This is a genomic window from Microcystis sp. M049S2, assembly GCF_020245625.1.
Classification (GTDB): domain Bacteria; phylum Cyanobacteriota; class Cyanobacteriia; order Cyanobacteriales; family Microcystaceae; genus Microcystis; species Microcystis ichthyoblabe_A.
Map to the genome: position 1 here is coordinate 1 of NZ_JADBUN010000007.1, position 20443 is coordinate 20443.

Consider the following 20443-nt stretch of genomic DNA (forward strand, 5'->3'; position numbering starts at 1 on the left):
AAGTTTCTACTCGTTGGTGTTTACTATTGACTAAGACATATTCCTCTAAACTTTCTAGAGTTTGATAATCATTAAATTTATCCCCCCTGTCAAAAGCTTCTGTAGAATCGGAGAGAACTTCGATAATCAATTTAGGAAAACTTTTGTAGGTAGCAGTTTCCCTATCTCTGTCATCGCAGGTGACAAGAATATCAGGATAATAAAAGTGATTGCGTTTCTCTAATCTGACTTTCACATCGGCAAAATAAACCCGACAATTGGCACCCCGCAAATGATTACGAATAATTGTGTATATATTCCCCGAAACAATATTATGAGTATCCGTCGTCCCTGCCATGGCGTAAACTTGTCCATCGATATATTCATGTTTAATGGGACTGGTTTCTTCAAACTGAAGATATTCTTCTGGAGTGAGATTATTATAGTTAGATAAAGCAATCATCGTTTTTTCTGCTAGTTACAACTAATTAAGTACCTAAGCAAAATTAATTATACATCTAAGCCGTTAGCCTTTTCCGTAATCAGTAAGCAGTATTAAGTAACAGTACATTCCCTGATTACCGTTCACCTTTCACCGATAACCGAAAAGTCTCCTCTCTCCCAGTCTCAACTAGGAAATTAACTTTGCAGGACTAGATACCTGTTGAAATAGTGTCTAGGAGAACCAGCAAAAAGAGCCTAGAATGGTTAATCTATATGCTATTACCCTTGTAACTCTCTATAACTACTGCTATGACAACCCTAATTGACTATTCAAATATTCAATCTTTACCCGAAGTTTGGTCAATAGTTGCCCAGCGTTTCCCCGATATTATCGCCCTGCACGATCCCCACAGTAAACCGGAAGTAATTCTCACCTATCGGGAACTTTATCAACAAATTCAGCAATTTGCCGCCGCTTTACAAGCATTAGGAGTCACAGAAACTGAAAATGTCGCTTTATTTGCCGATAATAGTCCCCGGTGGTTTATTGCCGACCAAGGTTCCATGGCAGCCGGGGCCGCCAATGCGGTACGATCTGCTCAAGCAGATGCAGAGGAATTAGCCTATATTCTGGCCGATAGTGACAGTCAGACGCTGATTGTCGAAAATAACAAAACTTTAGGCAAATTGCTGGCGAAAATCCCTGAATTGCCCCTAAAATTAATCGTGCTGCTCACCGACGAAGACCCCGCTACTGGGGCGATTTCCGTGCAGACCTTAAATTTCAAGCAACTAATGGCGATCGGGGCTGAGAACACCCTTAAACCCATCACCAAGTGCGAAAATGATCTGGCTACCCTCATCTACACATCGGGAACGACGGGACAACCAAAAGGGGTGATGTTAAGTCATGGCAATCTGCTGCATCAGGTACGCAACTTAAATGCTATCTTTCAACCGGATCCAGGCGATCGAGTTTTAAGTATACTACCTTCATGGCACTCCTACGAGCGCAGTTGTGAGTATTTCAGTCTAGCTCAGGGTTGCACCCAGATTTATACCAGTATTCGCACTTTTAAGCAGGATTTAAAGGAATTTAGTCCGCAATTAATGGTGGGAGTTCCCCGTCTTTGGGAATCTCTTTACGAGGGTATCCAAAAGCAATTTAGCGAACAATCGACCACAAAACAGAAATTAGTGCGATTTTTGCTAGAAAAGTCGGAAAAGTACGTTATTGCTAAACGCATCGCTGATAATCTCAGTCTAGATCATCTTCACGCTTCCCCCGGAGAAAGACTAAAAGCAAGAATTCAATCCCTCTTACTCTATCCCCTCCATGCCATCGGTGATAAGCTAGTTTATGGCAAAATTCGCCAAGCAGTGGGAAATAAAGTTAAAATCTTGGTTAGTGGCGGTGGTTCCTTAGCCAGACATCTAGATACTTTCTATGAGATTGCCGGAATCCCGATTTTAGTTGGTTATGGACTGACAGAAACTTCTCCCGTGGCTACCGTCCGTCGTATCGATCATAACCTGCGCGGGTCTGCCGGTCGTCCCGTCTTTCAGACAGAAATCTGTATTGTCGATTTACACAGCAAAGAAGTCCTACCCACAGAAAAACACGGTTTAGTCTTGATTCGTGGTCCGCAGGTGATGCAGGGATACTATAAAAAACCCGAAGCAACCGAAAAAGCGATTTCTCCCGATGGTTGGTTTGATAGCGGTGATATTGGTTGGTTAACCGCTGCCGGGGATTTAGTCTTAACCGGACGGGCCAAAGATACAATTGTTTTGAGCAATGGTGAAAATATCGAACCGCAACCGATTGAAGATGCTTGTTTACGCAGTCCCTTTATCTCCCAAATTATGCTAGTGGGACAGGATCAAAAAGCTTTGGGGGCTTTGATCGTGCCTAATCTTGATATACTGGCTAATTGGGCCCAAGAACAGAAACTATCCTTAAATTTACCCGATCTTCACAGCGATCGCTCAACGATTCTTTCTAGCGATCTCTACAGCAAAAAAGTCTTAGCTCTCTACCAACAAGAATTAAAGCGCGAGGTGAGAAATCGGCCCGGTTATCGTACCGATGACCAGATTAAAACCTTTGAGTTAATTTTAGAGCCTTTTTCCCTAGAAAACGGCATGATGACCCAAACTTTAAAGATTAAACGACCGGTAGTAACGCAACGCTATCGCGATATGATTAACGAGATGTTTGCCAAGTAAATATTTCTGGCAAATATTCCCTAAACCCTTGACAAAAAAACCTTTTTAGGATAAGCAAATCATGGATGACGCACAAACCAGTTTATTACTGAAGCGCCCGGTGACAATTAAAGTCATCGTGACCCCCCGCTGGAAAGAAGAAGCACAACAGCAATTACAAGCACAAATGGTGCAAATTGATGCACAAATTCAACAATTAGAAAGCCAAGGCCAAAGAGCGATCGCCGAAATTCAGCGTCAGAGTCTGATCCCCTTACCCCCCGCGGCTGCCCAACAGATTGACAATATTCAAATCCAAGTCAATCAACAGAAAAGTGAGTTTCTCGAACAAAAAAACCAGTATCTGCAACAACTGCAACAGATACAACTCTTGGAACTCAATCAAGAAGTCGCCCAAGCACAACTAGAAAGCTTTTTCCGCGTCGAAAAAGGCGATAACTTAGTGGCCAAAATGAATGTGGAACTCGTCCTTAGAGATGGCATCGTCGAAGAAATTCGCGGCGAAATTTAAAGCTAGGGTGAGCAGTTACGGGTCATTGTCAACTTAACCCTTAAAATCGGCAATAGCAAGGGGTATTCTCCCTTGCTCACCCAGAAAACCGTCCCTAGTTCACATCACCCCTGACAGGACTTGATCAGACCTTAAAAATATATTAAGATTCTTTATCGATCGCCCGGACACACTCGCTTATATTGTCGTATAACTTCAGCTCTCCATCGACTCACCCTGAATTAGATCCTATAAATATGGAATCTCTATGCTTTCTTTCTTACCCACTATTCTTTTAGCTCAGTCCGCCTCGGTTCTGCCCCAGATAGAGAGGAAATTAATCACCCAATATCAGGAAGTGCGTCAGTTGCCCGGTCAACTAAATGACGTTCTAGTTTTTAATAGCAATAGTCCCGAAGTGGTAGAAAAAGAGGGAATTCTCCTTTCTACTTTCCCCGGTAAAGGAAAACGTTATCCCATAGCCCATCTCAATCATCCCCTACAAGGACGTTTTGACGTTTTCACCCACCACATCGCCCGTCAAACCGATCCCATCCGCGACCTACACCAGGGCCTGATCGTTACTAATCCCACCTCCAGAAACCTCGTTATCCGCATCCTGCAAGGAGTCAGTTACGTTACCTCCGCCGATGCCCCTTTTGTCGATTTACCCTCTCTGGTGGAAGATCCCAACGGCCGAGTTTTTTCCGGTCCTGGTTCCCGTTTAGCCAGCGATATCATGCGTCGTCGCCATGATACCCAATTTCCCACCCAGATCGTCATTCCCCCCGGCCAAAGTCGGATGATCTTCGATCTAGTTATCCCCAGAAGTAGCGCCCGCTCGACTCTCCTCCGTCTCTACAGCGATGGACCGGTCTATATGGCCAATTTAGCCCTCTACGAAGTTCCCCAAAAAGTCAAAATCGAAGATCGGGAAATAGAAAGCTTTCGTCCCCCTACCCTAGAGGAATGGCGTACCCTATTAGTTAGAGGTGATTTAGCCGCTCCTCGCGATTTTCCCCCCACTCCCCCCGATCAATGGTCTCCCGGAAGAAGAAATTTTTATGGTCGCGTGGCTGGAATTTCTGTGGGTTCGGAATGGGCAACCCGCATTGTCGATCCCAAAGGGGGAATTAATCTCACCATTCCTCAACCCGGTCAAGCTTTTGCCTATCCTTTAAGTACGGTGACATCGGCTACTTTTGGAACCAGACAAATTCAAAGCGCCCCCATGTTAGTGCGTTATCCCGATACGGCTTTCAAAGCTCACGGTAACTACGGTGTTCACTACTATCTGACTTTACCTCTATATAACAATACCAGCAAAACCCAGGTGGTGGCTTTGAGTATTCAAACCCCAATTAAAGAAGACAATTATCTTGATCGCTTGCTATTTGTTGAACCCGTCCAGGGACCGGTATTTTTCCGGGGTGCAGTGCGCGTTACCTATCGTAACGCCCTGGGACGCACCGAGGAACGTTTTTTCCATCTCGTTCAACGGGAAGGACAACAGGGAGAAGCTTTAGTACAGGTGGAACTTCCCCCCGGAGCCAGACGCGACATTAATCTCGATTTTCTCTATCCCCCCGATGCCACACCCCCCCAAGTTTTGAGCGTTAAAACTTTGGAATAGATAGTTTTTCTCGAAAAGTTAACGGCTGATTGTCGGTAAAAATAAGTAAGATAAGTAGGTGGGTATTAAAAACTTTCAGATGCCCCCCTTATTAAGGGGGGACTAAGGGGGGATCGAACCTAAAATCCATTTTTAATTTAATTATAACCAGCTACTTACACTGATATTAATCTCTCTCTGGGAATTAGCCGATGGATATTAGCAAAACTTGCTTTATTTGCTGCTTATTATCTCAATTTTTGGGCAATGCAGCTGCGAGTTTAGCCGTGACTAAACTCGATTTTGATACCGGTCAACCCCTAAGAAATCAAGTGATTAAATCGGGGAAAATTAAGGTACAAGTTAGCTATCAACCCATCGACCTAAACGAGAAAATTGATGAAAATTCTGATATTAATAATGTTTCTTATCAAATCTTTTATAACGAGCAAATTTATCAGCAAAATAGCGAGTATAGTGCCTTTGGATCTGGCTATGTGGAATTAAGAGATTTAGATAATAATGGCATCGATGAGATTATCGTCTCCACCTATAGCGGCGGCGCTCATTGCTGCACATCTTTGGTAATCTATACTTGGCAAAAAGATAAATTTATTAGAGAAGAAACGGGGTTTTTAGATGGTAGTGGTGGTTCCTTTGAAGATTTAGATGGAGATAATAATTATGAATTTGTCACCGTTGATAATGCTTTTTTGTATGCTTTTAGTTCCTACGCCGCCTCTTTTCCTCCCTCCAAAATTTATACTTTTCAACAGGGTAAATTAGCAGATGTCACCAGAAAATATCCTCAAGAATTAAGAAAAACTTTAGCAGCAATGCTGAAAGCTTTTCAGTTAGCTAAAAAAGAAAAAGCCGAAGTTAATGGCATTTTGGCCGGTTATGTGGCACAGAAAATTCTACTAGGAGAATACGAAGAAGCTTGGCAATTTCTTCTCACTAATTACGATAAAAACTCCGATTGGGGTCTCGATATCCATGGCGAAAGTACGGCACTCGGCAAATATCCAGACTTTCCCACTGCCCTAAGCGCTTTTCTCCTGAAAAATGGCTATTTATCTGAAAATAAAAACAATAAAAAATAGCAAACGCTGTGAACAACTATGTTAAAGAAAGTTAATTATCTGCGATCGCTATCTTGTTTCCTCGCTACAATCCTCTGGAGTAGTCCTCTAGGGATTAACTCTAGCCTCGCTATCAATGATAATTGTCAACTGTCCGAATCAGAAATCCAACAACAAGAAAATCTGCGTCAAACCTCGCCCCAAGAATATAACATTTTAGTACAGAAATATGCTGAACAATTGCGCTTTTGTCGGTCCCGACACTGGTTACAGGAACAAGCGATCTGGTTACGTCTCTACTCCTGTGATACCCGTCCAGGATCGATCGAAAGTATCCTCGATCGCATCGTGGCCAAAGGTTATAATACGGTTTATCTGGAAGTTTTTGCCGATGGTCAAGTCCTATTACCTCCTAACAATAACCCCAGCGTTTGGGATAGCGTCATTAAAAATCCCAGTGCTGGAAATGTGGATTTATTAGCACAGGCGATCAAACAGGGACATAAACGCGGTTTAAAGGTTTATGCTTGGTTATTTAGCCTCAATTTTGGCTATGCTTATAGCTTAAAACCCTATCGACAGGAGGTGTTAGCACGCAATGGTAAAGGACAAGATAGCACCTCTTTTGTCGATGATCAATCCCAAACTTTTGTCGATCCCTACAGTAATCAAGCGCGACAGGATTATTTAATTCTCCTAGAAGCCATTTTACAACGTCGTCCCGATGGAGTTTTATTTGATTATATTCGCTATCCCAGAGGAACAGGAGTCGATTCCGTTGCCGATGATGTCAAAGATTTATGGATTTTTAGTCCCGCATCTCGACAAGCTTTAATTAATCGAGGATTGAATAATAAGGGCAAATTTTTAATCGATCGCTATCTGACTCGTGGCACAATTTCCCCTGATGATATCGTCGAAGCCGATCGCCTTTATCCCCAAGAAACTGCCCCTCTTTGGCAAGGAAGAATACCTTTAGAAGAGGAGATGAAACAATCAGTTAAAAGTCGTTTTGATCGCCTCAAATTAGAACTTTGGTTCCTAGCGGTTGCCCATGCTGCCCAGGGTGTCATTGATTATATTAGTTATTTTTCTGCCCTGGTGGAACGTCAAGGAATTCCCGCCGGAGCAGTGTTTTTTCCCGATGGAAATCGTCTTGTGGGTAATCAAGGTTTTGATTCTCGTTTACAAGCTTGGGATAGTTTTCCCGCTTCCCTAGAATGGCATCCCATGTCCTACGCTAATTGTAACGATACTACCTGTGTAGTTAATCAGATCAAAAGAGTAGTGGCAAGCAGGGGAAATCAAACTCCTGTTATCCCAGCTTTAGCGGGTTTATGGGGACAACCCTATAACAATCGCCCCTCCTTAGAAGTGCAAATGGAAGCGATTCGCATCGCTTTTCCCACCATAGATAGTATCAGTCATTTTGCTTTTTCTTGGCAAGAACCACAATTCGATCGAGCCAGAAGATTTTGTCAAATGTAACCGCGTTTACACCTCCACTTTCACTTCCTGCACCTCTGTTTGTCCCTGTGTTGAGGGAACTATCAAAGCTGGCAGTTCTGGTTCGGCGGTTTTGAGAGTCATTGTCATATCGACGTAGTTAATCACCGCCCCTAAAATTTTCACTTCCGCTTCTATTAACTGATCCGTTGCTTCACTCAAGAGACTAGAACGAGTTATGGCCGGGCGCGTTACCAGAATAATCCCGTCCGCTAGTTCTTCTAAGAGCAGCGCATCATTACAGCTAGACAGGGAAGGAGTATCGACAATCACCAGATCGAAACGGCCGCGAGAATCTTTGAGAATTAATTGTAATTCACTCGATTCAATGATAGCTGCCGCCTGTTTTTGCGGACCGGGACTAGGCAAAATGGAAAGGTTTTCAATATTTGGGGCCAGACGGATCGATTTACTTTTTGCCCCGTAGTACAGTAGGGGTTCTGAGAAAGAATTAGGATCGGGAATGACTCCGATTTTGTCGGCTTTGGAAAGACTTCTCAGATCTCCTTCTACTAACAGAGTCCGTCGCCCCGCTAAAGCAGCAGCGATCGCCAGATTGTAGGCAGTGGCGGTTTTACCTTCTTCGCCAGTAATACTGGTGATAACAACCACTTTCACCGTTTCGCTGCTGCCAATGCGTCGCAGGGTACTGCGTAAACGTTCGTAGTAGGGGAGATAATTGGCATCAGCATCGACGAGAATCGGCTCGATTTCCTCGCCCTCTAAATTCCGGACAATCGGCAATTGTCCCAAGAGGAGTATATCCCGACTAATCAAAGCTTCCCGCAATTCTTGCGGACTGTGCAGGCGATCGTCGATCACTGCTAACAGCAGGATTGTACCCAATCCTGCTAAGGTTCCCAAACCAGCACCCGCCAAGAGAATCAAGGTACGATTCTTGCGGTTAAACACCTGTTCGATCGGTTCAGCAACTGGCGGTTGGGCGACGGTGAGACTACCCACGGTTTCCGCTTCTGCGGCCTGAGCATCCACCAGAGAATTGAGAATATTCTCGTAGATACCCCGTTGAAAGGCGACGGCTTGGGTTAAACGAGCTTGCTGTAGCTGTTTATCGGGGAATCTCTCGTATTGGGAGCGCAATTGCTGTTCCTGAGTCACTAAGGATTCTAATTGTTTCATTAAACCCTCGCGCTGAGTTTGCAGGGCGACTAATTGACCCGCTAGTTGTTGGCGGGCGGCATCGAGATTACTTTGCTGACGGATGCGATTGCTGGGAAGAGCGGTCAGGACACCATCTTTTCCGATCACCTCGGTGGCTCTTTTTTGTAAGAGAGACTCGTTAACTTCCTGTTGTTTACGTAATTTAACTACGGTGGGATGTTCAGGACGTAAATCCTTCTCTAGTCGCTCCAATTGGGCTTCTGTGTCCAAGATCTGCGCTCGGATACTGGCAATAATCGGGTCGGCACTAAGGGCCGAGGATGTGTAAGCCTGATCGGGGGTTAAATCGAGTTGTTTACTCAGACTATCAATTTGTCCTTGAATACCTTGCAGTGCTAGGCGAATTTCTCGCTGTTGCTGTTGACTACTGGTGATAGCGGCGAATAAACTGCCATCTTGAATGGCCAGTAAATCTGAACCCTGGGTACTAATGTAGCGATAAAACTTTTCTTCGGCTCTAGTTAAATCTTTTTGGACTTCGTTAAGCCGGACACCGAGAGCTTCTATGCGGGCGCGTAACTGGGAAGTATTCAGCCAGCGGCTGTATTCCACCATTTCCCTCATCAAGGTTTCGAGAATTAACTCCGCCTTGGCCTGGGAGTCGGCCGTTAACTCTAAAAGCACCTCTTGGGGTTGGTCGGTTGTTGTAGGCCGATTGACATTATTGTTTTGTGCCTCCGCTTCACCGGGGAAGGTAATTTTTAAATCTTGATCGCGAATTTTAACGATCTGTTCTTGATTAAATTGCAATTTTTTGGCTGTATTGATCAATACCCGGGGAGATAGCAGTAAATCGCGATCGATAGCCCGCCCCTGTTCTTGCAGTTGGGTTCCCGTACTGGTAAAAGCCGGCGGCGGCACCCGATAGGCCAGTTGTCCCACTGCCCGATAAAAGGTGGGAGGTTTCTCCGGATCGGGGAGAAGAGCAAAGATCGCAGAACCACCTAAACAGACGAGGAAGACAAATATTCCGACAAATTTGTTCTGATCTAGCGAGATGAGAAATCGTTTAACAATTGGTGCAGCCATAGCTTTTTAATATATTCCCAGATTTTTTACATTCTAGCGGTCAAGAGTTATTCTCGGCCTTGAAATCCTAGCTTATGAAGTTGTGTTAAGGAGTGAGACGAGCGAGTTGCCCGTCAATTATCGGAAGTTATTGAATTGATTGCTAATGTCGAGAATTGTATTGGTAAAACTGGAAATATCCCGGATGGGTTGGGTAATAATATTAAAAGCGGCGAAAATTTCCCCCAATAGGGTGCGGGTGACGATAATTACGTCCTGATCTTCTAAGGGAACATTTTGGGAGATGTCTCCCCTAACTGCCGCTATCGGACTCAAAGTTTGACTAACAATTCCCCCTTTGACACTGTCAAAACGTAGCAGGGACACTTCATTGACATTAATCCGCAGACGATCAGAAACCGGTAAACTAGCCACCACATCGAGGAAGGTACTGCCATTAGGAATCGAAACATTTCTCAGGGAAATTCCCGAAGGAATTGAGGGAGCTAAAACCCTGATGGTGATATTCTGCTGGGCGAGGGTGGTTTTAGCCACTAGGGTGCGATTATATCCCGTTTCCTGGCCTACTTCTAACTTGGAAACAATAACGGCATCACCTCCTTGCAGACGCATATCTGGCAAGCGTTCCCCCTTAATCAAGGGAGTATAAAGGTCAAGTTTCTCCTCTAACACTGTACCATCGACTAAAACCCGACGGACAAGGATCGAACGCAGATCGGCTCTGGGAGTGCCACCACCCGCTGCCAAAATTACCTGTGCTAGGGAAGTATTAGGAGCGATACTATAAAACCCCGGTCGCTGTACCTCTCCCAGAATGGTCAACTGGACGGGACGGGCAGTGGTTAAAACAGCAATGACTTCCGGTTCCTCCCGCAAGTATTTTCGCCCCAATTCGAGGCGGATTTTAGTTTGCACTTCGTCTAAAGTCAAGCCGAGTACCGGAATACGGCCTAAAATCGGCACCAGAAAATTCCCATCGGGATCCACTGGCCCCGAGGAATTAAATTCGGGAAAATCGGGAACCGAGACAGTAATTTGATCGCCGATATCGAGTCGATAGGTCTGAATTTGTCGGGATTGGGAATTATTGGGAGAGTAAACCGGAGGACTGTAGCCAGCGGGGGGAATCGTGTTTTCAGGAAAGGTGGGATTAGGCGGTTCGGGGGGCAAAAATTCTAACCCAGTTCCGGGTTGAGTCTGGGGTATGGACAAAGGACCCTGGGCCTTGAGGCCCTTAGAGTCAATTACCCATAAGAACCCTGTCAGACTCAACCCCGATAAGGCTATAGCCCCAGTTCTGAAGAAACTAACTGGCAAAAACTTGTTGAGCATTGGTGGAATCATAGAGATTGATCAATTTTTGGGTTCTGACGATGATAATTTATTTTCTGGGAGTTATCTAGTGGGAGAGGAACAAAGCAGCTATTAATGGCTACAAAAGTGCCTTGAGCTAGTTTTTTCAAAGAGATGGTTAGCAGCAGAAAAATTACTTTTCTTTTTTGCTCTGAGGCACGGAAGTTAATTGACTTAAGACATTTTGTTCTAAGTAACTCTGCACTTCCGTGGCGAGATTGAGAGCAAAGGGGGTGAGAGTTTGCAGTTCTTTCATCGGGTCTAAGGGAATCATCAAGGAAACGGCTATCCAGGGTACTCTTTGTCTTTTTAATTGCGCCCATTGGTCAAGCCAATACCAAACAGAGGGATCGTAATGACCACCACCTAGCCAAGCATACCATTGCACCACGGCAAAGGTGTTTTGTGTCCAAGCCCGATAGAATCTGGCCGTGGCCTTTCCTCCTGACTGGGTGGGAATTGATAGCTCGGTTGTTTCCCCCTGATTCCAACGACTAATAGAACCGATATCCGACCATTCTAACCCCGGTTGATTTTTATAGTAAATCTGTGGCTTCAAAAGCACGGTTATCCTCTTGCCATCAGGACTTTCCACCACTTGTATCGACCATTTTCCCTCACCGATTTCACCCTGGCTCTGGTCCGTGGTTTTCAGGGCAGAGAACTTGATTCCCGATTCTTGTAGGGCTCGCATTTTCTGAATATTACCGATTCTCGCTTGATCCAGCCAAGACCACTGGCCAGAAATTAAATTGGGTAAGATACCCCCTAAAATCAAAATCAGCAGCAAGCACAACAGCAGTAAATAATTACCTGGTAGCTTTTTTTTGATTTTATCTAACACTAAACTTACCTCGGCCGGAATTTTTCGACTAATCATCCTGGTTAACTTCCTCTTGAGCCGGGGACTGTTTCCTGACTACCTCGCGATACTGCATGATTTGGAAGACCAAAAGGATGAGTAATAACATAAAGACGGAGTATAAATCGCCCCCCCAGCCATCGTGGAGTAATTTAAAGTTTTCCTCCTGTCCTGTGCCGTGAAACCAAGCTAAAAGCGCGTTACGAATGATATTAGCCCCGATACTAATTCCAAAGGCACTGAGAAGCATAAAGCGGGTTTTACGACCGTTTTCGATGGTATCAGTCCAATGGAGCAGCAGCAGCGTGACGTAGAGACTGGTGAATAACATTTTCAGCCCGGCACAGTAGGGAGCGACTTCCACCATCCGACCTTCTACCGCTACATAAACGCCGTCAACGGAGACATCTAGGCCTGCTTGCTGGAGAATAAAACCAGCGCAAGCAGCAATAAAAATCTGCAGGGGTAAGGTATAGGGAGTAATCAGGTAGGGGATAGGATTAGGAGTCGCTAAAGCCGTTAAAAGTAGGGGAAATCCCTGTAATTTAAAACCTTCCTTTCCTTTTAACCAGAGACAGATTCCCGCTAACATAATCGGGAAAGACATACTAACCCAAAGGGAGGAGCCGAGGAGATAAAAAATCGCTCCTAGGGTTAACAAAAACGCTCCGAGGGGGTGGGAGCGATCTTCGAGGCGTTGCCATTTTTTGCGATTCTGCCAGACAATATAGGCGGCGTAGGGAAGGCCGATCAAGCCGTGGCTAAAGTATTCGTGTTCGGTGCTGATCGATTTATTCAGCCAACCATCGTACCAGTGAAAGATCACCGGACCATAGATAACCGCCAAGAAACCGATCATCAGCCAAGATTGCCGATTTTTGTGGGAGACGGGCGATAGGGAAGGACTAATACCCATAGGACAGAGCGATTTAGTGACAAATTCTGAATTTATGTTACCCGATGATCGCAGTGATTTGTTCAACAACGGTTTCAATTTGCCCCTCGCTGATACCAGGGTACATGGGGAGAGAGACAATTTCTTCACAGAGAATCTCTGAATTAGGAAAGTCTCCCTGTTGATAACCCAGGTAGCGATAGGCCGGTTGCAGATGACAAGGAATCGGATAATGAATGCCGGTTTGAATACCGACGGCAGTTAATTGTTCTTGTAGTTGTTGGCGATCAACCGGACAATGGGCAAGGATGCGAATAACGTAGAGATGATAGACATGACTGGTTTTGGTTTCGTCTCTTATGGGTAAAATGCCCTTATCGGCTAAAGGAGCCAAAAGCTGATCATATTGTCTTGCCGCTCGCTGACGGGCCTGATTCCAGCCTTCCAGATGGGGTAATTTAACGTTTAAAATGGCGGCTTGTATGCTGTCTAAACGGCTGTTAGTGCCGATATCAGTGTGAAAATACTTGCTCGGTGCGCCATAATTTCTTAAACTGCGGGCTTTTTGGCTAATTTCAGGATCATTGCTCACTAACATTCCGCCATTGCCAAAAGCGCCTAAATTTTTACTGGGATAAAAACTAAACCCCGCCGCCACACCGATGCTGCCGGCGCGATAACCTTCTCTACTGGCTAAATGGGCCTGGGCCGCATCTTCAAGGATAATCAGATTATAGCTGCGGGCAAAATCCTGTAATTGTTGGGGTGATACCATCTGTCCGTACAGGTGTACTGGGAGAATGGCGCGGGTGTTGGGGGTAATTTTTTGGGCGGCCGCCGCGAGGTCAATTAAGGCCGTATCGAGGTGACAATCAACTAAAACTGGTTTAGCTCCCGCTTGAATAACACCCATGAGGGTGGCGACAAAGGTATTAGCGGGGACTAGCACTTCATCCCCGGCACCGATGCCGTAAGCTTGTAAAGCCAGGGCAAGAGCAGCAGTGCCAGAAGCTACTCCCACAGCATACTCGACTCCGCAAGCTTGGGCAAAGGCGGTTTCAAATTCGGCTAAAGCTTGGCCTAAAACAAAATCTCCTCGGTCGATAACTGTTTGGATTGCCTCGGTAATTTTTGCTTGTAGGGGCTGATTTTGCCAAGTTAAATCGACAAAGGGAACTTTAATTAAATGGGAATTCATCTATTGCTTGTTTAGGGAGACATTATTAATTGTCAAGAGACTAGCATAGGTTTGAGCAAGTTGCCTAGATTTTTAGGCTCTCTTGTCCTTTCTGTCTTCTTCTCCGTGTCCTTTGTGCCTCTGTGGTTTATCCTTTAGAACTGCTTATTATGAGTGATTTTCCCGCTTTAACGGCGTTAATTCTGGCTGGTGGCGAAAGTTCCCGTATGGGACGAGATAAAGCATTGTTATCTTTTCAGGGTCTCTCTTTTCTGGAGAATATCTGTTTAATTGCCCAAGATTGTGCAGTACAAGTGTCTGTGATTACACCCTGGCCGGAACGTTATGAACTTATCATTCCCCAATACTCCCAAATAATCAAGGAACCGCTTCCCACTGGGGGGCCTTTATTGGCCTTCGCCTTGGGATTAACTTTTGTATCAACCGATTGGGTTTTATTGCTCCCCTGCGATTTACCTTTACTAACGTCCCCAATTATTCAAGAATGGTCAAGATTATTAGCCACTGTACCAGAAAATGCCATCGGTTTGGTTCCCCGCTGCGGCAATCGTTGGGAACCTCTCTGTGCTTTTTATCATCGTCGTTGTTTAGCATCTTTGCAGACTTATATTAAGCAGGGGGGAACTTCTTTTCAAAAGTGGTTAAATGCCGATGTGGTGGAGGAATTAATCATCGATAATTCTGATATCTTATTTAACTGTAATACCCCAGAAGATTTAGAGATAATAATAAACTCCCCAGATATTAACCGTAAGAAACCCCAGCACAAAAGGGAGTAAAAGTAAAGAGATCTGCGAAGAAATATTGGATAAATGGCGATAACCATAGTAGAGTATTCCGGTTAGATAACCGCCAGTTACACCGATAATTGCGCCGATAATATCGCCATTTATGGATAAATAGGAAGTGAGCCAAATGACGAGGGAAAAGGGCAAAATTATCAAGCCACCTAAAAATATATCACCAGTGAGACTACCATATTTATTACTTATTTTTCTGCCTAACCAACTAGATAAAGTCAGAATAATAAAAGGAAATACTGCCCAGCCTAATAATAGTAAAAACTCAGATTTAACTGTCCAGTTTTGCCAAGTCAAAGTGATAAAAACACTGCTGATGATTGCCGCCAATACCCCCGTAGCTAAAGCCTGATTACGGTTGAACTTTAAAAAGGCCTCTGCTAGACCCGTCTTGGGTTTGAGCAAAGATAAAAAAGAGATTTTCAGCAAATTAAAAATAATAAAAAGAGTTTTTGACCACTTAATTGATTGCTGTTGTCGATAACTTTTATGAACATATTTTAACTTATTAATAATGGCATGATAGCGGCGAAAATTTCCCTGCTGCTTAAATTTCTTGGCTGCTATTTGAAAATCTTTTCGTGCTGCTGGCAGTTCCGAGAGTTCCTCTAGAGCCAATCCTCTTTGATAATAGAATTGGGGATTATTTTGATCAATGGCGATTGCTTTGCCATAAGCTTCTAGGGAAGATTGGGTGTAACCGAGTCGTTGACGGGATAAACCGAGGTAATAGTAAGCTTGGGAACAATCGGGTTTTAACTGCAAAACTTGCCGACAATCGCTTAAAACTTGCCTATCCTGCTGATTATGGTAGTAAACTTCCGCCCGTTGCAGATAGGCCTGCCAAAATTGCGGATTAATTGCGATCGCTTGCTGGTAAAATGCGATCGCTAGTTGATAATTTTTCTCTTGAGCGTAGTGCCATCCCTGTTGATAAAAATCCTCGGCACTGCGGTTAAAAGTAGGGATTTCTGGGGATAAACTGCGATCATACTCTTTTCTTTTCTCTTTATCGCTCAAAACCCGATAAGCTTGTTCAATTTCGCGAAATTTTGTCACTGCCTCTGGATCATTGGGATTATAATCGGGGTGATATTGCCGGGCCAGACGACGAAAAGCGGCTTTTATCTGATTATTACTGGCATTACGGGGAATTTGGAGGATTTCATAGTAATTTTTCATACTTGAATGGGGGGAGAATTTTCAACTACTGAAAATTGTTGCCAATGGCTCACCGAAACGACTATCATTGTCAATTAAATAGCTTTTATTGAGAGTCGATCGCTTATGTCTGCCTACACTGCCTCCTCCCTGAAAGCGGAACTCAACGCGCGGGGGTGGCGCTTAACTCCCCAGCGAGAGAAAATTCTGCACGTTTTCCAGAATTTACCGAAAGGCAATCATCTCAGTGCTGAGGAATTGCAGGAATTACTGGACAAACGGGGGGAAGGAATTAGTTTATCGACAATTTACCGCAGTGTTAAACTAATGTCGCGGATGGGAATTTTGCGGGAGTTAGAATTGGCCGAGGGTCATAAACACTACGAACTCAATCAACCCTATCCCCACCACCATCATCATTTGGTCTGTATTCAGTGTAATAAAACCATCGAATTTAACAATGATTCCATTCTCAAACACAGTCTCAAACAGTGTGAGAAAGAGGGTTTTCAGTTAATCGATTGTCAGTTAACGGTGATGGCCATCTGTCCGGAAGCTTTGCGGATGGGTTGGCCGTCGGGAATACCGAGTAATTGGGGTTGCACCCGTTCGCTGGTGGATACTCGTTTCCAAAACTGCGAGACTCCCGAATCAAAGGAACCGGAACCAGAAAACTAGACATCTAAGCGGACATTCCCAACTGAAAACCGAGAGCCTTTTTCTGCATTAATTGGAAAATATTATAAAATCCGTTGGCGCGGGAAGGGGTAAGGCTGACTTTTAAACCGGTTTCTTCGATAAAATCCGGGGTGACTTGCAGGATTTCCGTGGGAGTCAGTCCATTTAACCCCTCGATTAACAAAGCAACTAAACCCTTGACTAATTGCGCGTCGGAATCGCCCTTGTACCAAACCTGGCCATTTTCGAGGTCGGCAGTGATATAAACTTGGGATACACAGCCATGTACTTTATTAGCGGGTATTTTGGCAGATTCTGGTATTGGTTCTAGTTTTTTAGCAAAAGCTAGTAATTGTTCGTATTTTTGCTTAGGATCGGTACGACGTTTGAGGCGTTCGACGATGCGATCGAGATTAGACGGGAGCATATTGCGAGTTAAAATAGGAAAAAATTAGCCAATAGCTTTTTTATATTAGCATTCTCGCGGAAGTTGAGCGATATGGTTATGGATGCCAGGACTCCCTTAATCAAAACGCATTGATGCTATCTGCTAGAATTGGCATCAATCAAACACTACGCTTGCAGGAGCTATGGTTAACCTTTCCTACAATAGACCTCGATGATCAAAAAGACTAAGAGCGCTGGGGAGCAACCCCGATGAAATGTAGGGGGTGGGTTCCCCGGCAACTTTAGGGGATTAATCGCGTAATAATTCCGGTTCGGTTAATTCGTCGGTCATTTCCATCAGGGCCCTTTGGACGGGTTTAATCATCGGGTCATCGATATTTTCTACGGTATCGTAGCGGACGCGCTTGGCCCGTCTAGCGACTTGCACGACGATCGAGTAACGATTGCTGGCCACATTCATCAGTTTATCGGTGAGATAAATCATCTCGGAGGAGTCGAATTTAAACCGTTTGGACATAGTTATATTTAGCCTTCTCTGGTGAATTTGGCAGTTGTCACTGATAATAGGTTAGTGATCAGTTTTATTACTCAGTCCACCTTACCATATTTTGTCAACCTTAAGGATAGGGTGATACTTGATCTCGATCGGATTTTGTCAACTACTTTTTACAAAACTTAAATCAATTTTATACAAGTTTAAAAATATACAAATAAAGAGATAATTTTTGAAATAAATAAACCCAAAAAAGGGAGACAATTGCGGGGGCTGTAAATATACTTGAACATTTGACATCCTCACCGCCAGGGCCCGACGGTGATGACCGGCAGAGCGAACAAACTTAATTGAACGACCGACCGCTGGGTTGACGCTTCACGGGATGCCGATACCTTAGCGGTAGTCTTACGCTTTCCGACCCGTCCGTTTTGATTGTCCGAATGCCGGACGGCCACTTTGAACAAGTCGAAAAAATCTAATGTTCAACCTCATTTTCTAGAAAGTTTTACTCGTTCAAGGCCGAATTTGAATTCTTTTGTGAACGAAACCCCCTACTATCTGTTGTCAAGGTTCAGTTTTTAGCTTGGTTATCGCTTTTTCCATTGTAGCTTAAAGCCGTCCTAAAAGGACGGGGTTTTCAACCCAAATTTTCGATAACTTCCCCCTCGATTTAGCTTCCGGTGATGCTATCCCCATGGACTTGACAGTGCTGGCGATCGATGGTTAAAAATAAACAGATGCTGGATCCCCATCCAACATCCGCATTCTAACTCTGCACACATTTTGCTAAGTCCTCATGATAAGTTAAAAAACGCTTCCTTTTTGGGGGCGTTTTTATTTATTCGATTGAAAAAACCGATGACAATCATTACTAAAGCTGATAAGAAAGTGGCAAGTGGGGTGTAGGGTGTGGGGTGTGGGGTGTGGGGATAATAAATAAAAATAATCTCCTGACTCCTGACTCGTGACTTCTAACCCAATTTTGGACAAAGATAAGTAAAAATTATTTATTGACCGTAAAAACTTGAGAATATTTAAATTAACATTCCGCAATATTTATAAATCCTTAAGAATTAATTGAGAAAGATTATTATTTAACAACGATGTTGTGATGGTTACAGCGATTTGATAAAATTTCATAGTGGCCTGTTCTGTGCTTTTTTGGGCAGCAATGGTTAAAACCCTCGCCACACCTAGAAGGTGATCCTAATTAAAACGGGTAAATCAGTCAATTTCACCCACAACGATGATCTTTTTTTTATGTAGTTTTGTTGCAAAAAAAAAGTTTTTTTGACAAAAAGCACAAAGTATGATATGCAGCCAAGGTGTTTCTGGTTGGGAGTAATTATTGTAGAGGGGGGAGATGGGAGAATAAATAAAAGCAATCTCCTGACGACCGACGACCGACTACTGATAACTGACTCCTGATAACTGATAACTGATGAAAAGATTAGCTTGGTTCGATCGCTTAGTTTTAGCGACTATTTTGGCTTTAATTGCCGCAATATCGTCGATTTTGATACAAGGAAATCAAGTCCCTACGCGAGGGGAGAATTTTAGCTGGCAAGGGCGAAAAATCGGCGTTAGGGACAATTATTTTACTTTAAGTTTTAATCGACCGATTGACCGTTCCGATATAGAAACCAGCTTGGTGATCAATCCTCCTTTGCGGGGTAAAATTAGCTGGGCTGGAGATCGCTTGACCTATACTTTGACAGAATTGCCCATCTACGGCAAAAAATATCAAGTAAAGTTACCTATTGCTCAAGGTGAGGACTTTATCGGCGAATTTTACAGCCACGATCGAGCTTTTGCCTATATTGGGGTCAACCAAGAGGAAAGAGGCCGTTTAATCGTCTGTAATATCATTCAGGGGCCAAATAACGTCACAGAACTGAAAAAAACCATCCTTACCCCTGGGGATCTGGTGGTCACGGATTTTCAAATCTATCCGAGGGGGGATAGAATTTTATTCTCAGCCTTTGATCGCTCTGACTTAGGACGAGATACCCCAAAACAGCAACTTTATACAATTACTACGGGGTTAAATCATGACGAAAATAGTCAAAATTTGCCCAGTGGTCGTATAGAAAGGTTTTTAGATGCGAAAACCTATCAAAATCTGCGCTTTAATCTCTCAGATAACGGCAAAACCCTAATCGTGCAGAGAATTAATCATGGGAATCCGGGGGATGCCAGTTTATGGGTAATCAGTGATGATGGACAATCGCGACCGTTAGGAATACAAGGGGATAATTTTTTACTATCTCCCGACGGTAAAAAAGCGGTTGTCAGTCAAACGGGAGGGGTAGCGGTGATTCCTTTGGATGTTCAAGGAGGAAAACCGCAATTTTTGCCCACCTACGAGAAAATCCTCGCTTTTTCCCGGGATGGTCGCCAAAAATTAATGGTGAAATCAGAACCGGATAATCAGCGATCGCTATTTTTGCTCAACGATCGGGGAGAGTCAAGACTACTGTTAAGAACAGCTAATCCGATTATTAGCTGTGAATTTGAACCACGACAGGAAAAAACCCTTTACTGTCTGAAAAGTGATCTGGTTATGGGCAGCGATGGCAAGGTGAAAGAAGAACCTTTTTTAGGGATTATTGAGCTAGAAACGGGTAAAATGATCCCCCTGCTGGCCTTACCTAATTATCGTGACGTGCAGATGAGTATGTCTCCCGATGGCGTGGCCTTATTATTTGATCAGTTAGCAACCATACCCTTTGGAGTCGGAAATGATTTAGTCACTGGGGAGGGGTCGAGTATTGCCGATGGTCGTCTCTGGTTATTGCCACTCCCCGATCAGTTCAGTCCCAATAGCATCCCGAAAATTTTACCTCAAGAACTCAACGCTGGTTTTAAACCCCGTTGGCTGCCCTAATACGGCAGAATTAGGGAGTTAGGAGTTAGGAGTCAGGAGACAGGAGAGAAATCCTTACCTAATCAGGTGACTCGGAGAATACTGATACTAAATCCGGTTATTAAAGACTGATTATCTATTCCCTCTTTTGCAGGATTGCCTCTCCTGATATG

The 20443-nt window shown here is 44.1% G+C and carries 17 protein-coding genes; 8 read left to right on the forward strand and 9 right to left on the reverse strand.

The genetic code is table 11. From position 1 onward, the window contains the following. On the reverse strand, positions 1 to 442 hold a 442-nt coding region (locus IM496_RS00610), incomplete at its 3' end, for a Uma2 family endonuclease (protein WP_287660942.1). A 290-nt stretch (positions 443 to 732) separates the two neighbouring features. On the opposite strand from IM496_RS00610, the gene IM496_RS00615 reads away from it, so the two are divergent. The 5 genes from IM496_RS00615 (at position 733) to IM496_RS00635 (ending at position 7324) form a co-directional block, all read left to right on the forward strand. Next, positions 733 to 2652 (forward strand): long-chain fatty acid--CoA ligase, encoded by a 1920-nt coding sequence (locus IM496_RS00615; protein ID WP_194014320.1) that lies wholly within the window; start codon positions 733 to 735, stop codon positions 2650 to 2652. Between the two features lie 61 nt (positions 2653 to 2713). Further along, positions 2714 to 3163 carry a YlqD family protein gene (locus tag IM496_RS00620; RefSeq protein ID WP_002740554.1) on the forward strand — a complete coding sequence of 150 codons (450 nt, stop codon included), beginning with the start codon at positions 2714 to 2716 and terminating at the stop codon, positions 3161 to 3163. A gap of 247 nt (positions 3164 to 3410) precedes the next feature. Then, the gene (locus IM496_RS00625; protein WP_287660944.1) at positions 3411 to 4775 is read left to right on the forward strand and encodes a DUF3370 domain-containing protein; all 1365 of its coding nucleotides are present in this window, start codon (positions 3411 to 3413) and stop codon (positions 4773 to 4775) included. Between the two features lie 191 nt (positions 4776 to 4966). Continuing rightward, entirely contained in the window at positions 4967 to 5857 is an 891-nt protein-coding gene (locus IM496_RS00630) for a hypothetical protein (protein ID WP_194014316.1), read from the forward strand. Between the two features lie 18 nt (positions 5858 to 5875). Further along, positions 5876 to 7324 carry a family 10 glycosylhydrolase gene (locus IM496_RS00635; protein ID WP_287660945.1) on the forward strand — a complete coding sequence of 483 codons (1449 nt, stop codon included), beginning with the start codon at positions 5876 to 5878 and terminating at the stop codon, positions 7322 to 7324. A 6-nt stretch (positions 7325 to 7330) separates the two neighbouring features. Here the strand turns inward: IM496_RS00635 and IM496_RS00640 are convergent, their stop codons facing one another. The 5 genes from IM496_RS00640 to IM496_RS00660 all read right to left on the reverse strand — a co-directional run bounded on the left by IM496_RS00640 (position 7331) and on the right by IM496_RS00660 (position 13861). Continuing rightward, positions 7331 to 9553, reverse strand: a complete 2223-nt coding sequence (locus IM496_RS00640; RefSeq protein WP_194014312.1) for a GumC family protein — start codon at positions 9551 to 9553, stop codon at positions 7331 to 7333. 117 nt (positions 9554 to 9670) lie between these two features. Further along, the gene (locus IM496_RS00645; protein ID WP_194014330.1) at positions 9671 to 10885 is read right to left on the reverse strand and encodes a polysaccharide biosynthesis/export family protein; all 1215 of its coding nucleotides are present in this window, start codon (positions 10883 to 10885) and stop codon (positions 9671 to 9673) included. A 154-nt stretch (positions 10886 to 11039) separates the two neighbouring features. Then, a complete protein-coding gene (locus tag IM496_RS00650; RefSeq protein ID WP_104397067.1) occupies positions 11040 to 11786 on the reverse strand; it encodes a cyanoexosortase B system-associated protein in 747 nt (248 codons plus the stop codon). Then, positions 11779 to 12684, reverse strand: coding sequence for a cyanoexosortase B (gene crtB / locus IM496_RS00655; RefSeq protein WP_194014310.1), 906 nt, complete (start codon positions 12682 to 12684; stop codon positions 11779 to 11781). Before crtB ends, IM496_RS00650 begins: the two co-directional genes overlap by 8 nt. 37 nt (positions 12685 to 12721) lie before the next feature. Continuing rightward, a complete protein-coding gene (locus tag IM496_RS00660) occupies positions 12722 to 13861 on the reverse strand; it encodes a DegT/DnrJ/EryC1/StrS family aminotransferase (protein ID WP_287660947.1) in 1140 nt (379 codons plus the stop codon). A gap of 149 nt (positions 13862 to 14010) precedes the next feature. On the opposite strand from IM496_RS00660, the gene IM496_RS00665 reads away from it, so the two are divergent. After that, positions 14011 to 14640 (forward strand): molybdenum cofactor guanylyltransferase, encoded by a 630-nt coding sequence (locus IM496_RS00665; protein WP_287660948.1) that lies wholly within the window; start codon positions 14011 to 14013, stop codon positions 14638 to 14640. On the opposite strand, the gene IM496_RS00670 is transcribed toward IM496_RS00665, so the two are convergent. After that, on the reverse strand, positions 14578 to 15843 hold the full coding sequence (locus tag IM496_RS00670; protein WP_287660949.1) for a DnaJ domain-containing protein: 1266 nt from the start codon (positions 15841 to 15843) through the stop codon (positions 14578 to 14580). The two genes, IM496_RS00665 and IM496_RS00670, sit on opposite strands and share 63 nt — an antisense overlap. A 105-nt stretch (positions 15844 to 15948) precedes the next feature. Here IM496_RS00670 and IM496_RS00675 point away from each other — a divergent pair, with 105 nt between their 5' ends. Next, positions 15949 to 16500 (forward strand): ferric uptake regulation protein, encoded by a 552-nt coding sequence (locus tag IM496_RS00675; protein WP_123230985.1) that lies wholly within the window; start codon positions 15949 to 15951, stop codon positions 16498 to 16500. Between the two features lie 4 nt (positions 16501 to 16504). Here IM496_RS00675 and IM496_RS00680 read toward each other — a convergent pair whose 3' ends face one another. After that, positions 16505 to 16927: a SufE family protein gene (locus IM496_RS00680; RefSeq protein WP_046663438.1), complete on the reverse strand. Its 423-nt coding sequence runs from the start codon at positions 16925 to 16927 to the stop codon at positions 16505 to 16507. Positions 16928 to 17197: 270 nt separating this feature from the next. Continuing rightward, the gene (locus IM496_RS00685; RefSeq protein WP_002737694.1) at positions 17198 to 17425 is read right to left on the reverse strand and encodes a DNA-directed RNA polymerase subunit omega; all 228 of its coding nucleotides are present in this window, start codon (positions 17423 to 17425) and stop codon (positions 17198 to 17200) included. Positions 17426 to 18845: 1420 nt separating this feature from the next. Between IM496_RS00685 and IM496_RS00695 the strand changes: the two genes are divergently transcribed. Then, complete coding sequence (locus IM496_RS00695) at positions 18846 to 20291, forward strand: Ig-like domain-containing domain (RefSeq protein WP_287660952.1); 1446 nt, start codon at positions 18846 to 18848, stop codon at positions 20289 to 20291. The last annotated feature ends 152 nt before the right edge of the window (positions 20292 to 20443 follow it).

Coding starts and splice junctions, on each gene's coding strand:
- IM496_RS00645 (WP_194014330.1), bottom strand. CDS start 10,885: ATGCTCAACAAGTTTTTGCCAGTTAGTTTCTTCAGAACTGGGGCTATA.
- IM496_RS00650 (WP_104397067.1), bottom strand. CDS start 11,786: ATGATTAGTCGAAAAATTCCGGCCGAGGTAAGTTTAGTGTTAGATAAA.
- crtB (WP_194014310.1), bottom strand. CDS start 12,684: ATGGGTATTAGTCCTTCCCTATCGCCCGTCTCCCACAAAAATCGGCAA.
- IM496_RS00625 (WP_287660944.1), top strand. CDS start 3,411: ATGCTTTCTTTCTTACCCACTATTCTTTTAGCTCAGTCCGCCTCGGTT.
- IM496_RS00660 (WP_287660947.1), bottom strand. CDS start 13,861: ATGAATTCCCATTTAATTAAAGTTCCCTTTGTCGATTTAACTTGGCAA.
- IM496_RS00635 (WP_287660945.1), top strand. CDS start 5,876: ATGTTAAAGAAAGTTAATTATCTGCGATCGCTATCTTGTTTCCTCGCT.
- IM496_RS00630 (WP_194014316.1), top strand. CDS start 4,967: ATGGATATTAGCAAAACTTGCTTTATTTGCTGCTTATTATCTCAATTT.
- IM496_RS00675 (WP_123230985.1), top strand. CDS start 15,949: ATGTCTGCCTACACTGCCTCCTCCCTGAAAGCGGAACTCAACGCGCGG.
- IM496_RS00670 (WP_287660949.1), bottom strand. CDS start 15,843: ATGAAAAATTACTATGAAATCCTCCAAATTCCCCGTAATGCCAGTAAT.
- IM496_RS00665 (WP_287660948.1), top strand. CDS start 14,011: ATGAGTGATTTTCCCGCTTTAACGGCGTTAATTCTGGCTGGTGGCGAA.
- IM496_RS00620 (WP_002740554.1), top strand. CDS start 2,714: ATGGATGACGCACAAACCAGTTTATTACTGAAGCGCCCGGTGACAATT.
- IM496_RS00615 (WP_194014320.1), top strand. CDS start 733: ATGACAACCCTAATTGACTATTCAAATATTCAATCTTTACCCGAAGTT.
- IM496_RS00695 (WP_287660952.1), top strand. CDS start 18,846: ATGAAAAGATTAGCTTGGTTCGATCGCTTAGTTTTAGCGACTATTTTG.
- IM496_RS00680 (WP_046663438.1), bottom strand. CDS start 16,927: ATGCTCCCGTCTAATCTCGATCGCATCGTCGAACGCCTCAAACGTCGT.
- IM496_RS00685 (WP_002737694.1), bottom strand. CDS start 17,425: ATGTCCAAACGGTTTAAATTCGACTCCTCCGAGATGATTTATCTCACC.
- IM496_RS00640 (WP_194014312.1), bottom strand. CDS start 9,553: ATGGCTGCACCAATTGTTAAACGATTTCTCATCTCGCTAGATCAGAAC.